The organism is Mycobacterium gordonae, from assembly GCF_002101675.1.
GTDB classification, from domain to species: Bacteria; Actinomycetota; Actinomycetes; order Mycobacteriales; family Mycobacteriaceae; genus Mycobacterium; species Mycobacterium gordonae.
Genome location: NZ_LQOY01000100.1, coordinates 14,779 through 28,963 on the forward strand (window position 1 = coordinate 14,779; position 14,185 = coordinate 28,963).

11 protein-coding genes are annotated in these 14,185 nt (G+C 68.3%); 5 read left to right on the forward strand and 6 right to left on the reverse strand.

The genetic code is table 11. The annotated features are described in order from the left end of the window. Positions 1 to 109: 109 nt before the first annotated feature. Positions 110 to 598, reverse strand: coding sequence for a flavin reductase family protein (locus AWC08_RS16850; RefSeq protein WP_065133533.1), 489 nt, complete (start codon positions 596 to 598; stop codon positions 110 to 112). Between the two features lie 6 nt (positions 599 to 604). Beyond that, on the reverse strand, positions 605 to 1,633 hold the full coding sequence (locus AWC08_RS16855) for an isopenicillin N synthase family dioxygenase (protein WP_167544969.1): 1,029 nt from the start codon (positions 1,631 to 1,633) through the stop codon (positions 605 to 607). A 204-nt stretch (positions 1,634 to 1,837) separates the two neighbouring features. Here AWC08_RS16855 and AWC08_RS16860 point away from each other — a divergent pair, with 204 nt between their 5' ends. Continuing rightward, entirely contained in the window at positions 1,838 to 3,673 is a 1,836-nt protein-coding gene (locus tag AWC08_RS16860; RefSeq protein ID WP_069435191.1) for an acyl-CoA dehydrogenase, read from the forward strand. 391 nt (positions 3,674 to 4,064) lie between these two features. On the opposite strand, the gene AWC08_RS16865 is transcribed toward AWC08_RS16860, so the two are convergent. After that, complete coding sequence (locus AWC08_RS16865) at positions 4,065 to 5,372, reverse strand: acetyl-CoA C-acetyltransferase (protein WP_069435190.1); 1,308 nt, start codon at positions 5,370 to 5,372, stop codon at positions 4,065 to 4,067. A gap of 125 nt (positions 5,373 to 5,497) precedes the next feature. On the opposite strand from AWC08_RS16865, the gene AWC08_RS16870 reads away from it, so the two are divergent. Beyond that, positions 5,498 to 6,874: a 3-oxoacyl-ACP reductase gene (locus AWC08_RS16870; RefSeq protein WP_065134687.1), complete on the forward strand. Its 1,377-nt coding sequence runs from the start codon at positions 5,498 to 5,500 to the stop codon at positions 6,872 to 6,874. A 2-nt stretch (positions 6,875 to 6,876) separates the two neighbouring features. Beyond that, positions 6,877 to 7,719 (forward strand): MaoC/PaaZ C-terminal domain-containing protein, encoded by an 843-nt coding sequence (locus AWC08_RS16875; RefSeq protein ID WP_069435189.1) that lies wholly within the window; start codon positions 6,877 to 6,879, stop codon positions 7,717 to 7,719. Here the strand turns inward: AWC08_RS16875 and AWC08_RS16880 are convergent, their stop codons facing one another. Genes AWC08_RS16880 through AWC08_RS16890 form a run of 3 tightly spaced genes read right to left on the reverse strand, consistent with a single transcriptional unit; the run spans position 7,720 to position 10,831 of the window. Then, a complete protein-coding gene (locus AWC08_RS16880; protein WP_069435188.1) occupies positions 7,720 to 8,982 on the reverse strand; it encodes a chloride channel protein in 1,263 nt (420 codons plus the stop codon). Then, positions 8,983 to 9,609, reverse strand: coding sequence for a TetR/AcrR family transcriptional regulator (locus AWC08_RS16885; protein WP_069435187.1), 627 nt, complete (start codon positions 9,607 to 9,609; stop codon positions 8,983 to 8,985). A gap of 43 nt (positions 9,610 to 9,652) precedes the next feature. Beyond that, complete coding sequence (locus tag AWC08_RS16890) at positions 9,653 to 10,831, reverse strand: glycoside hydrolase family 3 N-terminal domain-containing protein (protein ID WP_065134683.1); 1,179 nt, start codon at positions 10,829 to 10,831, stop codon at positions 9,653 to 9,655. 143 nt (positions 10,832 to 10,974) lie between these two features. On the opposite strand from AWC08_RS16890, the gene AWC08_RS16895 reads away from it, so the two are divergent. Continuing rightward, positions 10,975 to 11,148 carry a DUF2613 domain-containing protein gene (locus tag AWC08_RS16895; RefSeq protein ID WP_065134682.1) on the forward strand — a complete coding sequence of 58 codons (174 nt, stop codon included), beginning with the start codon at positions 10,975 to 10,977 and terminating at the stop codon, positions 11,146 to 11,148. 25 nt (positions 11,149 to 11,173) lie between these two features. Next, positions 11,174 to 14,185 (forward strand): alpha-(1->3)-arabinofuranosyltransferase (locus AWC08_RS16900; RefSeq protein WP_085088000.1); only part of this gene is annotated, 3,012 nt, incomplete at its 3' end.

Consider the following 14,185-nt stretch of genomic DNA (forward strand, 5'->3'; position numbering starts at 1 on the left):
CTTCGGCCGCCTCGGCTGGGCGACCGTGCCCGTACCGTGCACTTATTGTGCGTCCAGCCGGATTATTTATTCCGCATCGGCTTTAAGTGGCTCGGCGCAGAGCCGCACCTCAGACGCCGAGGCGACGAAAAACGCTGCGGTGGAACACGATCGGCGCCACCTCGGCGTCGACCGTGACCTCATTGACCCGCAGCACCACGATGGTGTGGTCGCCGGCCGGAATCAGTTGCTCGATCGCGCTTTCCAGCCACAGCGCGGTGCCCTTGACGAACACGGCACCCGACTCGCGGGATTCAGTCTCCAAACCGGCGAACCGGTCCCCCGTCTTGGCGGCCAGGGTGCGCGCGGCGGCATCGTGGGACTCGCCGAGCACGCTGATGCCCAGCATCGGCGCGCATTTGAGCTTGGGCCACGTCGTTGACGTGTTCTGCACACAGAAGGACACCAGCGGCGGCTCCAGCGAGACCGGCACGAACGTGCTGGCCGCGAGGCCTTCCCGAACACCGTTTACCTCCGCGGCGATGGCGATCACCCCGGACGGAAAGTGGCCGAAAGCCTCACGTAGTGACGTCGGGGTCAGCTTGTTGTTCGCACTCACCGGACTTCATTCGCTCCTCGAGCCGAGAACGGGATTCTCGCTTTCGAGCCTACCGGGAGCGTATCCATGAGCGGCAGCCACATCGGGATGCGCACGCAGCCTGCTCTTCCAGGCGTTGCGGCCGTAGACCGAGTGGATCGGGTCGGTGGGGTCGGGTGCCGGCTGCGCCCGCCGGGCCAACGCGGCGGGCAGCGAGAGCACCGGTAACTGCGCGTCCAGCGCGGGGTTGAAGAAATACGGCACCGAGATTCGCTCGGCGCTCGCCCCGGCCAGGTTCACCCGGTGCTCGGTGGCGCGCAGGTAGCCACTGGTGGCGACCTCGAGCAACTCGCCGATGTTGACGACGAAGGCTCCGTCGAGCGGCGCGACGTCGACCCAGCGATCCCCGCGTCGCACCTGCAGGCCGCGGCTGCCCGGTTCGGCCAGCAACAAGGTAAGCACCCCGGAGTCTTTGTGCGCGCCGACGCCCTGCGGGGAGGCCGCGCGTGCTGGGTACCGCACGGTCTTGATCAGCGTGGCGGGGCGCCAGGCGAAAGCGGCGTCGAAAATCTCGGGCGGGCTGCCCAGACAGGCAGCCCAGTGCCGCAGCAGGGTCCGCGACACCTGGGCCAGCGCGGCATCCCACTCGGCGATGATGCCCGGCAGCTCGGGCAGGGCCGCCGGCCACTGGTTGGGGCCCTGCAGCCACAGATAGTCAGGCCGGCCGGGCCCACCGACCGGCGGGCGCTCGGGACCGATGTCGATCTGCTCTCGCCAGTCGACCTCGCCTCGGGTGAGTTCCCCGCCCATCCGGGTGTAGCCACGGAAGTGTGGGCTGCGCACCATCGCGATCGCGTCCTTGTCGGCCGGTGGCAGCGCAAACAGTCGCCGGGCCGCGCCGAGCAGCCGGTTCACCAAGCTCGCGGGAACCCCATGTCCGGCGAGGTAGAAGAAGCCCACCTCGTGGGCGGCCCGCCGCAGACCGGAGCGCAACCGGTCTGAATCGGCCTTCAGATCCACTATCGGAAGGGCCGTGACGCTCCCCACATTCGACATCTGCTCCATCATCGCCGCAGGTGAGCAGCCGTGCCAGCACTGGAATCAGCGCTATCCCAACCGGTTGGTTAGTTAGACGGTGAAATGTTCCTCACATCGACTTGCGTTGAACAACACAGCCGCGATATTTTTAACGGTGTTACTGGTGGGTAACTTAGACCTAGTACCCAACCACAGGTGGCATTCTCAACGAGGAGGACCGTAGTGAGCCACTACAAGAGCAACGTCCGTGACCAGGAATTCAACCTGTTCGAGGTGCTGGGTGTCGACAAAGCGTTAGGCCAGGGGGAGTTCAGCGATCTGGACGCCGACACCGGCCGCGAGATTCTCGCGGAGGTAGCCCGGCTGGCCGAGGGACCCGTCGCCGAATCTTTCATTGAAGGCGACCGCAACCCGCCGGTCTTCGACCCGAAGACTTTCTCGGTGACTCTGCCGGAGTCGTTCAAAAAGTCCGTCAATGCGGTGATCGACGCCGGCTGGGACAAGGCCGGCCTCGACGAGGCACTCGGCGGTATGCCGATGCCCAAGGCCCTCATGTGGGCCATCAACGAGCACATTCTCGGCTCCAACCCGGCGGTGTGGATGTACGCCGGCGGCGCGGGCTTCGCCCAGATCCTCTACCACCTCGGCACCGAGGAGCAGAAGAAGTGGGCCGTGCTGGCGGCCGAACGCCGCTGGGGATCGACCATGGTGCTGACGGAGCCGGACGCCGGCTCGGACGTGGGCGCCGGCCGCACCAAGGCCGTCAAGCAGGAGGACGGCACCTGGCACATCGACGGTGTCAAGCGGTTCATCACCTCGGGTGACTCCGGTGACCTGTTCGAGAACATCTTCCACCTGGTCCTGGCCCGTCCGGAGGGCGCCGGTCCCGGTACCAAGGGGCTGTCGCTGTTCTTCGTGCCCAAGTTCCTGTTCGACCCCGAGACGGGCGAGCCCGGCGAGCGAAATGGCGTATACGTCACCAACGTCGAACACAAGATGGGCCTGAAGGTCTCGGCCACCTGTGAGCTGTCCCTGGGCCAGCACGACAAGCCCGCCATCGGCTGGCTGGTCGGCGAGGTGCACGACGGCATCGCGCAGATGTTCGAGGTCATCGAGCAGGCCCGCATGATGGTGGGCACCAAGGCCATCGCCACCCTGTCCACCGGTTACCTGAACGCGCTGGAGTACGCCAAGTCCCGCGTCCAGGGTGCCGACCTGACCCAGATGACCGACAAGACGGCTCCCCGGGTGACCATCACGCACCACCCCGACGTGCGCCGGTCGCTGATGACCCAGAAGGCGTACGCCGAGGGCCTGCGGGCGCTGTACCTCTACACCGCCACCTTCCAGGACGCGGCCGTTGCCGAGGCAGTGCACGGGGTGACCCCCGAGCTCGCCGCCAAGATCAACGACCTGATGCTGCCGATCGTCAAGGGCGTCGGCTCCGAGCAGGCCTACGCCAAGCTCACCGAGAGCCTGCAGACCTTTGGTGGGTCCGGCTTCCTGCAGGACTACCCGGTCGAGCAGTACATCCGGGACGCCAAGATCGACTCGCTGTACGAGGGCACCACGGCCATCCAGGCGCAGGACTTCTTCTTCCGCAAGATCATCCGCGACAAGGGTGTGGCGCTGGCCCACGTCTCCGGTGAGATCCAGCAGTTCGTCGACAGCGAGTCCGGCAACGGACGGCTCAAGACGGAGCGGGCGCTGCTGTCCAAGGCGCTCACCGACGTCCAGGGGATGGCCGCCTCGCTGACCGGCTACCTGATGGCCGCTCAGGAGGACGTGACCAGCCTCTACAAGGTGGGCCTGGGTTCGGTGCGGTTCCTGATGAGCGTCGGCGACCTGGTCATCGGCTGGTTGCTGCAGCGTCAGGCCGCGGTGGCCGTCGAGGCCCTGGACGCCGGAGCCACCGGCGCCGAGCGGTCCTTCTACGAGGGCAAGATCGCGGTCGCGTCGTTCTTCGCCAAGAACTTCCTGCCGCTGTTGACCAGCACCCGCGAGGTGATCGAGACCCTGGACAACGACATCATGGAGCTCGACGAAGCCGCCTTCTGAGTAGCACCAACAAAATCCCCCCGCTTTTGGGCGGGGGGATTTTTGTGTTGATGGCTGGCGCGACACTGACGTCAGACACAGGACACGCCGAGAAGGGTGTACGCACGTTTAATCTCGGCGCAGGGGCCGGGCGCGGGAGGCGTGCCGGAGGGGTGCCGGTGAGGCGTGCAGGAAAGCAAAAAGACCGCCGCTGGATCCCCTCACTCCAGCGGCGGCCCTTCTCGTTCGCCCGTCTACGCTGACCGGCAATCGATCCAGGGATTGCCCCGCGTTGCCGTCGGGGTCGGGGGGTCAGACCACAACACGGGGCTATCCGATCGAGCGATTACCCATAAGTTCGCGTAACTAATCCACCAAATCGAAAAATTGCCCGGGTGATTTCTGGCACACGTCAGGCCGCCAGAATCGCCGCCACGCCCTGGCCGCCGGCCGCGCAAATCGAGATCAGCGCGCGCACCGGCCCCTTGGTCTCGGCCTTCTTGTGCGCCAGTTGCTTGGCCGTCTGGGCCAGGATGCGTCCGCCGGTCGCGGCGAAGGGATGACCCGCCGCCAGCGACGATCCGTTGACGTTCAGCTTGGACCGGTCGATGGAGCCCAGGGCGCCATCCAGCCCCAGCCGCTCCTTGCAGTACTCCTCGGACTCCCAGGCCTGCAGATGCGCGAGTACCACCGACGCGAATGCCTCGTGAATCTCGTAGAAATCGAAATCCTGCAGGGTCAGACCGTTTCTCGCCAGAAGCCGCGGGACCGCGTAGGTGGGCGCCATCAACAGGCCGTCGTACCCGTTGACGTAGTCCACCGCGGCGGTCTCGGAATCCACCAGGAAAGCCAGGGCGGGCAGATTGTGGTCGGCCGCCCACTGCTCGCTGGCCAGCAGCGCCACCGAGGCGCCGTCGGTCAGCGGGGTCGAGTTGCCCGCGGTCATGGTCGCGTCGCCTGCCTTCACCCCGAAGACCGGGCGCAAGGTGGCCAGCTTTCCCGGGCTGCAGTTGGGTCGCAGGTTGTCGTCGCGGTACAGGCCCAGGAAGGGCGACACCAGGTCGTCGAAGAAGCCGCGGTCGTAGGCGGCAGCCATGTTGCGGTGGCTGGACGCGGCCAGTTGGTCCTGGTCGACGCGCTTGATGCCCATCTCCTTGGCCGTGACGGCAGCGTGCTCACCCATGCTTTTGCCGGTGCGTGGCTCGCTGTTGGCCGGGATCTCGATGCCCAGGTTCGCCGGCAGCGTGCCGACCAGCTTGAGCCGCTGCACGTTGGACTTGGATCGCCGCAGTTTCAGCAGGGTGCGCCGCAGGTCGTCGCCCAGACCGATCGGCGGGTCGGAGGTGGTGTCCACGCCGCCGGCGGCCGCGACCTCGTAACGGCCGGCGGCGATGCCGTCGGCGGCGGCGATAGCCGCCTGCAGCCCCGTGCCGCACGCCTGCTGGATGTCGAAGGCGGGGGTGTGCGGGTTCAGTTCCGAGCCGAGCACGCATTCGCGCATGAGATTGAAATCGCGGGAGTGCTTGAGCACGGCGCCACCGACCACCGCGCCCAGCCGCTCGCCCCGCAGGTTGAACCGGTCCACCAGTCCAGCAAGCGCCGCGGTGAACATGTCCTGGTTCGACGCGTCCGCATAAGCGCCGTCCGAGCGCGCGAAGGGGATGCGGTTGCCGCCGAGAACTGCGACGCGTCGCTTGGTCTGATCACTGGCAGTGGCCACTGTTATCTCCGTCGATCTCCGGTAGTACGGGGGCTAGTTTTGGGGTATCAGCGCTTCGCAGGCAATACTACCCACTGTTCTTACTCTCAAGTAAGTTCGTACCCCTGACACGGAAGGCAAGCTCAGTGGCACCCAAGGTCTCGCCCGATCTGTTCTCTCAGGTTGTCAATTCCGGCCCCGGATCGTTCCTGGCCAAGCAACTTGGAGTCCCGCAACCCGAGACCCTGCGCCGGTACAGGCCGGGCGACCCGCCGCTGGCCGGTTCGCTGTTGATCGGTGGCCCCCAAGACCAACCGGGCCGCGTTGCGGAGCCGCTGCGGGCGGCGCTGGACTCCGACTACGACCTGGTGGGCAACAACCTGGGCGGACGCTGGGCGGATTCGTTCGGCGGCCTGGTGTTCGACGCCACCGGGATCACCGAGCCGGCCGGGCTGAAGGGTCTGCACGACTTCTTCGCTCCCGTCATCCGCAACCTGGGCCCCTCGGCGCGGGTTGTCGTCGTGGGCACCACTCCCGAGGCCATCGAGAACCCGCATGAGCGGATCGCGCAGCGCGCACTGGAGGGGTTCACCCGCTCGGTGGGCAAGGAACTGCGCCGCGGCGGCACTTCGGCGCTGGTGTACCTGGCGCCGGACGCGAAGCCGGCCGCCACCGGCCTGGAATCCACGATGCGGTTCATCCTGTCGGCCAAGTCGGCCTACGTCGACGGCCAGGTGTTCTACGTCGGCGCGGCCGACTCCACACCGCCCGCCGACTGGGATCGTCCGCTGGACGGCAAGGTGGCCGTCGTGACCGGCGCCGCCCGCGGCATCGGGGCCACCATCGCCGAGGTGTTCGCCCGCGACGGTGCCCGCGTGGTCGCGATCGACGTGGAGTCCGCCGCCGAGAAGTTGGCGGAGACGGCCAGCAAGGTGGGCGGCACCCCGCTGTGGCTGGACGTCACCGCCGACGATGCGGTGGAGAAGATCTCCGAGCACCTGCGCGACCACCACGGCGGCAAGGCCGACATTCTGGTGAACAACGCCGGCATCACCCGCGACAAGTTGCTGGCCAACATGGACGACGCCCGCTGGGACGCCGTCATCGCCGTCAATCTGCTTGCGCCGCTGCGTCTCACCGAAGGACTGGTGGCCAACGGCACGCTGGGTGACGGCGGCCGGGTGATCGGGCTGTCGTCCATCGCCGGCATCGCGGGCAACCGCGGGCAGACGAACTACGGCACCACCAAGGCCGGCATGATCGGCATCACCCAGGCGCTGGCGCCCGAACTGGCCGAAAAGGGCATCACGATCAACGCGGTGGCGCCGGGCTTCATCGAAACCGAGATGACCGCCGCGATCCCGCTGGCCACCCGCGAGGTGGCCCGGCGGATGAATTCGCTGCTGCAGGGCGGCCAGCCCGTCGACGTCGCCGAGACCATCGCCTACTTCGCCAGCCCGGCGTCAAACGCGGTGACCGGCAACGTGATCCGCGTCTGCGGCCAGGCGATGATCGGGGCCTGACGGTGAACCAACCCAGTGGGCTTCGGAACATGCTGCGGGCAGTGGCCGGCGCGTTACCCGTGGTGTCCCGGTCCGACCAGCTGTCCGACCGCACGGTAACAGTCGAGGAACTGCCCATCGACCCCGCAAATGTGGCCGCCTACGCGGCGGTCACCGGCCTGCGCTACGGCAACAACGTGCCGCTGACCTACCCCTTCGCGCTCACCTTCCCGTCGGTGATGTCGTTGGTGACCGGCTTCGACTTCCCGTTCTCCGCAATGGGTTCGGTGCACACCGAGAACTTGATCACGCAGTACCGGCCGATCGCGGTGACCGACACGGTGGGCGTGCGGGTGCACGCCGAGAACCTGCGTGAGCACCGCAAGGGGCTGCTGGTCGACCTGGTGACCGACGTCAGCGTCGGCAACGACCCGGCGTGGCATCAGGTGACCACGTTCCTGCACCAGCAGCGCACCAGCCTCTCCGACGAGCCGAAGCCGCCGCCGCAGAAGCAGCCCAAGCTGCCCCCGCCGTCCGCGGTGCTGCGGATCACCCCTGCGCAGATCCGTCGCTACGCGTCGGTGGGCGGTGATCACAATCCGATTCACACCAGCTCGGTGGCCGCCAAGCTGTTCGGCTTCCCCACCGTTATCGCGCATGGAATGTTCAGCGCCGCAGCGGTATTGGCGAACATCGAGGCCCGTTTCCCGGACGCCGTGCAGTATTCGGTGCGGTTCGGCAAGCCCGTTGTGCTACCGGCTACCGCCGGTTTGTATATCGACGAACGCAATTACGGTTGGGAACTGTCCCTGCGCCACATCTCCAAGGGCTACCCGCACCTGACCGCCTCGGTGCAACCCCTCTGATCAACCGGCCCGGTGATCCAGGCGCAGAGTACGACGGCGGATCACGAGTCTGTCGAGCGCGTGCGCCCCGACGGCGGTGACCGCGAAGACGAGCAGCATCCAGATCGGTGGCCGGGCCAGTTCCCAGACGAAGATTGCCGCCCAGATCGGTGAACCCTGCGTCACGGCCAGCACACCGGCCGCTGCGCCCAGCGAGATGACCGGCCCGTGTAAGTGCGTACCGGCAAGCTGATTGAGCGTCAGCACCAGCAGCGTCCCCGCGGCCGCCCCGGTGGCCAGCGACGGCGTGAGCAGTCCGCCGGCGCCCCCGGCGCGCAGGAACAGGGCCGTCAGCAACGGTTTGAGCGCCAGGATGACGGCCGCCGATGTCAGGGTCATACCGGAGGCCAGACTGACGGTCAGCACGCTCTTTCCGTTGCCGGGCAACTCCGGCCACCAGTGCGAGCAGACGCCGGTCAGCAGCCCCGCGCCGGCCAGCGCGGGAACCAGCACCCAGGAGCGGATCAGGGTGGCCGGACGGGCTGCGGCGAGGATCTTGTTGAAGACCCAGCCCACCGCGAAGGCCACCGGTGCCAGCGCGAGCCCGTGTGCACTGAGTAGATAGGCCGATTCCGCACTCGGCCAATGCAATTCGTTGTGGTCATGGGTGACCGCCGAGCCGACCGCGACGGCCAGGCTCGACGTGATCAAGGCCGCGCCCACAGCGCGTAACCGCCAAGTGCTCAGCAGGATCCGCAAAGTGAAGAGCGCACCGGCCATCGGCACCGCGTACACCGCACCCAGGCCGGCGCCGGCCGCGCAGGCCAGCAGGATCTCGCGGTCGGCCGGGGACAGCCGCCGGAGCCACGCGGTTCCGAAATCGCCCAGCACAGCCGCGAATTGGCGCGGGGCACCTTCGCGTCCCAGTGAGGCCCCGGAACCGACCAGCACGACCTGAAGCATGGCGTCGATGCTCCAAGTCAGTCTCGGGACCCGCCCGCGCCCGGCGATGGTGCCGGCCAGCGGCGGGACCTCGGTGCGCCGGCGCAGCATCCACCAGCCCGCGCCGGCCACTGCGGCACCGACCATCGGCCCCAGGGCCCGCCGTACCGGACTGCTGCCGGTGATCCCGTCCAGCAGCGAGCCGAATGTGTAGTGGTAAGTGAGATGTTCGACCGAACGCAGCACCACCGTGGTGGCCAGCCCGGCTAGTCCGGCCAGCAGTCCCACGATGACAACAGCACAGAAGAAGTCGACGTCGCGGCGGGGCGGCACCACGCGAATTCAGCCCCTCGCGCTGTGGGGAGCGGTGTCCCGGTCGGGCGGCGCCCCCCGCAGTCCGGTCCAGAACAGGTCGATCATCATCTCGGCGGCCGCATCGACGTCGATGTCACCGGTACTCAGGCGGCTGGCGATGGCCTCCCCGGCGCCCACCAAAGCCACCGCCATGATCTCGATTTCGGCGTCCGAGCGCGGGCTGCGGGTGCCGGCCCGCACCAGCCCGGCCACCAGATCGATGATCTGCTCGCGACCCTCGCGCACCGTGTGGGCGAACGCCTGCGAACTGGTGGCCTGGGTGTACATCACGATCCAGGACGCCCGGTTCTCGTCGATGTAGCGCAGGAAAGCTCCAATAGTGTTGCGCAACAGATCTTTCGGGCTCTGCGTGAAGTCGATGTCGGCGCGGACCGCGTCGATGAACCGGCTCATCTCCCGGTTCAGGCAGGCGCCGAACAGGTCCTCCTTGGAGCCGTAGTAGAGGTACAACATCGGCTTGGAGATCTCGGCCGCGGCGGCGATCGTGTCCATCGAGGTCTCGTGGTAACCGTTGACCGAGAACATCTGCACCGCGGCGTCGAGCATCTGTTGCTCACGGACAGCACGCGGTAACCGCTTGGTACCACCCGCCATCGCTATCCCCTATCCATCTCGAAACTAGGGTAAGCACTGTCCGTCAGCGGCCACACGTCGCGGTGACGCCCTTCATCGAAGCAACCCGCACCAGCGAGGCGTCCACCTGCTGCACCGGCAGATCGCCGGCATTGACCGCCTGCTCGAGCCGGTCCAATACGGCGGGCACCTCCTTGGTGGTGACCCACAGCGCTATGTCGGTACCGGCCTGCAGCGTTTTCAGCACCGCCTCGGTCACCCCAAACCGGTCGGAGATGGCGGCCATGCTGGAGACGTCGTCGCTGAACACCGGGCCGTTGAACGGCGGCCCGCCGTAGCCGGTCCCGTTCCGCAGCAGGTCGACCGCGGCCTTGCTCAGGCTGGCCGGGTCACTGCCGGTCAACCCCGGTACCTGCATGTGACCGATCATCACCGCCACCGGGATGGCGTTGAGCAGGGTCCGATACGGCACCAGGTCGTTGGCTATCAACTCCGACAACGGGGGCGTGGTGACCCCGCCGGTGTGCGAATCACCCGAACCGTGGCCGTGGCCGGGAAAGTGCTTGAGCACCGGAAGCAGCTTCGCGTCGCGCAGGCCCTGCGCGTAGGCGCCGGCGGACTGGGCGACCTTCGTCGGGTCCGAGCCGAACGAGCGGTCGCCGATCACGGTGTCATCGGGCGCGTCGGTGACGTCGACAACCGGGGCGAAGTCGACGGTGATGCCCAAGTCCTTCATCTTGCGGCCCCGGGTCAGGGCCAGGTCGTGGACCTGTTCGACCGGCATCTGCCCCATTTCCTTGGCCGTCGGGCCCCTGCCGTCCAGCAACGTCCGCAACCGCGAGACGCGACCGCCCTCCTCGTCGACGCCGACCGCGAGCGGCAGCGGTCCGGCCGCGTTGGCGATCTCGCCCAGCGGTCCGGGAAGCATGGACAGGTCGGTGTCGCTGCCGATGAGAATGCCGCCCACGTGAAACTGCGTGACCACGTTTCTCGCGTCGGCGGCGTCGCGCACCCCGACCATCAGCAGCTGAGCCAGCTTGTCACGCAGGTTGGGCATCTTGGCCGGGACGTCAGGCGGGTCGGCGCACACTCGTGGGCCCGGCGCCGCGGCCGGTGTGGAGCTGGTGCTCGACGAGCTCGGACTACCCGTGGTCGAGGACTTCCCGGGCTTGCTGCCGCCGTGGCAGCCGGCGATGAGCACCGACGCGGCGGCGAGGACGGCCAGGGTGCGCGAAAAAGCCATCCGGACATGCTGTCACGGGCGTTTCACCGCCGAGTTCGCGGGCGGGCTCAGTGCGGCGGCCGGGAGTTCGGCGCGAGATTCCGGCACCACACTGCTTCGGCATGGCGACCGATGCTCAGCGCCGTTCTGCTAGGTTCGGTTGCATGAACCGGATCATCGCGCCCGCCGCCGCCAGTGTGGTGGTCGGCCTGTTGCTCGGCGCAGCCGCGATTTTCGGCGTCACCTTGATGGTCCAGCAGGACACGAAGCCGCCACTGCCCGGGGGCGATCCAGGGTCGTCGGTGCTCAACCGGGTCGAGTACGGCAACCGCAGCTAGCCAGCCGAAGGTCGAATGTTCGGCCCTGTCGCGTCGCTGGCTGCTGTTGGTTGGGGCCCTCTCGCTGGTTCTGTCCTTCGCCCAGTCCCCCGGCCAGGTCTCCCCCGACACCAAACTCGATCTCACCGCTAACCCGCTGCGCTTCCTGTCCCGCGCCACCAACCTGTGGAACAGCGAGCTGCCGTTCGGCCAGTCCCAGAACCAGGCCTACGGCTACCTGTTCCCGCACGGCACCTTCTTCCTGATCGGCCACGCGCTCGGAGTGCCCGGCTGGGTCACCCAACGCCTGTGGTGGGCGCTGCTGCTGACGGTCGGCTGCTGGGGGATGTTGCGGGTGGCCGAGGCGCTGGGTATCGGAAGCCCGACGTCCCGGATGCTCGGCGCCGTCGCGTTCGGCCTGTCACCGCGGGTGTTGACCACGCTGGGATCGATCTCCTCGGAAACGCTGCCGATGATGCTCGCGCCCTGGGTGCTGCTGCCGACGATCCTCGCGTTACGGGGTGGCTCGGGGCGCTCGGCGCGGGTGCTTGCCGGCCAGGCCGGCCTGGCGGTGGCGTTGATGGGCGCGGTCAATGCGATCGCGACGCTGGCCGGCTGCCTGCCCGCGGCAATCTGGCTGGCCGCGCACCGGCCCGGCCGACGGTGGTTGCGCTACGCCGGATGGCTGCTGGTGGCGCTGGTGCCGGCGGTGTTGTGGTGGGTGGTGGCGCTGAGCCAGTTGCGCGGCGTCAGCCCGCCATTCTTGGACTTCATCGAGTCCTCGGGTGTGACGACCCAGTGGTCCTCCCTGGTGGAGTTGTTGCGCGGCACCGACAGCTGGACACCATTCGTGGCGCCCACCGCGACGGCGGGAGCCCCCTTGGTCACCGGGCCGGTGGCCATCCTGGGCACCTGCCTGGTCGCCGGCGCCGGCCTGGCGGGGCTGACCTTGAACACGATGCCGGCCCGGGGCCGGCTGGTGGCCATGCTTCTGGTGGGGGTGGTTCTGCTGGCCGTCGGTTACAGCGGTGGGCTGGGATCGCCGGTGGCTCATCAGGTGCAGGCGTTTCTGGACGCCGCGGGCACCCCGTTGCGCAATGTGCACAAGCTCGGGCCGGTCGTCCGGATCCCGCTGGTGCTCGGCTTCGCTCAGCTGCTCGGCCGGATCCCGCTCCCCGGCAGCGCGCCGCGGACGGTATGGCTGGCGGCGCTGGCCCATCCGGAAGGCGACCGCCGGGTGGCGGTGGGGATCGTCGCGCTGACCGGCCTGCTGGTCAGCACGTCGCTGGCCTGGTCCACGCGGCTGACCCCGCCCGGGACCTTCACCGCGATCCCAGACTATTGGCACGAGGCGGCGGACTGGCTCACCGCGCACCAGGAGGGTCGGGTGCTGGTGGTGCCGGGCGCGCCGTTCGCCACGCAGGTATGGGGCACCAGTCACGACGAGCCGCTGCAGGTGCTGGGCAGCAGCGCATGGGGGGTACGCGACTCCATTCCCTTGACGCCACCGCAGACCATTCGTGCGCTGGATTCGGTGCAACGTTTGTTCGCGGCCGGACGTCCGTCCGCCGGACTCGCGGATTCGCTTGCGCGCCAGGGTATTTCGTATGTAGTGGTGCGCAATGACCTGGATCCCGAATCGTCACGGTCAGCCCGGCCGATCCTGGTGCACCGCGCCATCGCGGGGTCACCGGGGCTGACCCAGGTCGCCGAGTTCGGTGCGCCGATGGGACCGGGACTGCTGGCCGGCTTCGTCAACGACAGTGGGCTGCGGCCGCGGTACCCGGCCGTGCAGATCTACCGGGTGGGTTCGGCCGGTGCTGCGGGTGCGCCCTACTTCGCCGACGTAGACGGGATGCCGCGCGTCGACGGCGGACCGGAAGTGCTGCTGCGCCTGGACGAACGGCGACGGCTGTCAGGCCGGCCGCCCCTCGGCCCGGTGCTGATGACCGCGGACGCCCGGGCCGCCGGGCTCCCGACGCCGGTGGTGACCGTCACCGACACCCCGCTGGCCCGGGAAACCGATTACGGCCGCGTCGACCTGCATTCGTCTGCGATCCGGGCGCCCGGGGACGCCAGGCATACCTACAACCGGGTGCCCGACTACCCCGTCCCGGGTGCCGACACGGTCTACGGTAGCTGGACCGGCGGGCGTATCACCGTGTCGAGTTCGTCCTCGGATGCCACGGCCCTGCCCGACGTCGCCACGGCCACCTCGCCCGCCGCCGCCGTTGACGGCGACCCCGCGACCGCCTGGGTGTCCAACGCCCTGCAGGCCGCCGTCGGCCAGTGGCTTCAGGTCGACTTCGACGACCCGGTGACCAACGCGGTCCTCACCCTGACACCGAGTGCGTCGGCCGTTGGCGCGCAGGTGCGCCGCATCCTCGTCGAAACCGCCAACGGCAGCACCACGCTGCGGTTCGACGAGTCCGGGAAGCCGTTGAGCGCCGCCCTGCCGATCGGCGAGACACCGTGGGTGCGAGTCACGGCGGCCGGCACCGACGACGGAACGCCCGGGGTGCAGTTCGGGATCACCGACCTCACGGTCACCCAATACGACGCATCGGGTTTCGCTCACCCGGTCCAGTTGCGCCACACCGTGTTGGTGCCGGGGCCGCCGCCGGGCGCGTCGATCGCCGGCTGGGAACTGGGCGCCGAACTGCTGGGCCGTCCGGGTTGTGCGCCGGGGCCGGACAGCGTGCGCTGTGCGGCGTCGATGGCCCTGGCACCCGAAGAGCCGGTCAACCTCAGCCGGACCTTGACGGTGCCGAGCCCGATGACGGTGACTCCGACGGTATGGGTGCGTCCGCGGCAGGGACCCAAACTGGCGGATCTGGTCGCCGAGCCGAACACCACGCGGGCTTCCGGCGATGCCGATCTGGTGGAGGTCCTCGGCTCGGCGTATGCGGCCACCGATGGCGACCCGGCTACGGCATGGACCGCGCCACAGCGAGTGGTGCAGTACAAGACGCCGCCGACGCTCACGCTGCGGCTGCCGCGGGCCACCGAGGTGACCGGCCTGCGGCTGGCACCCAGCCGGGCCACCCTGCCCATCAAC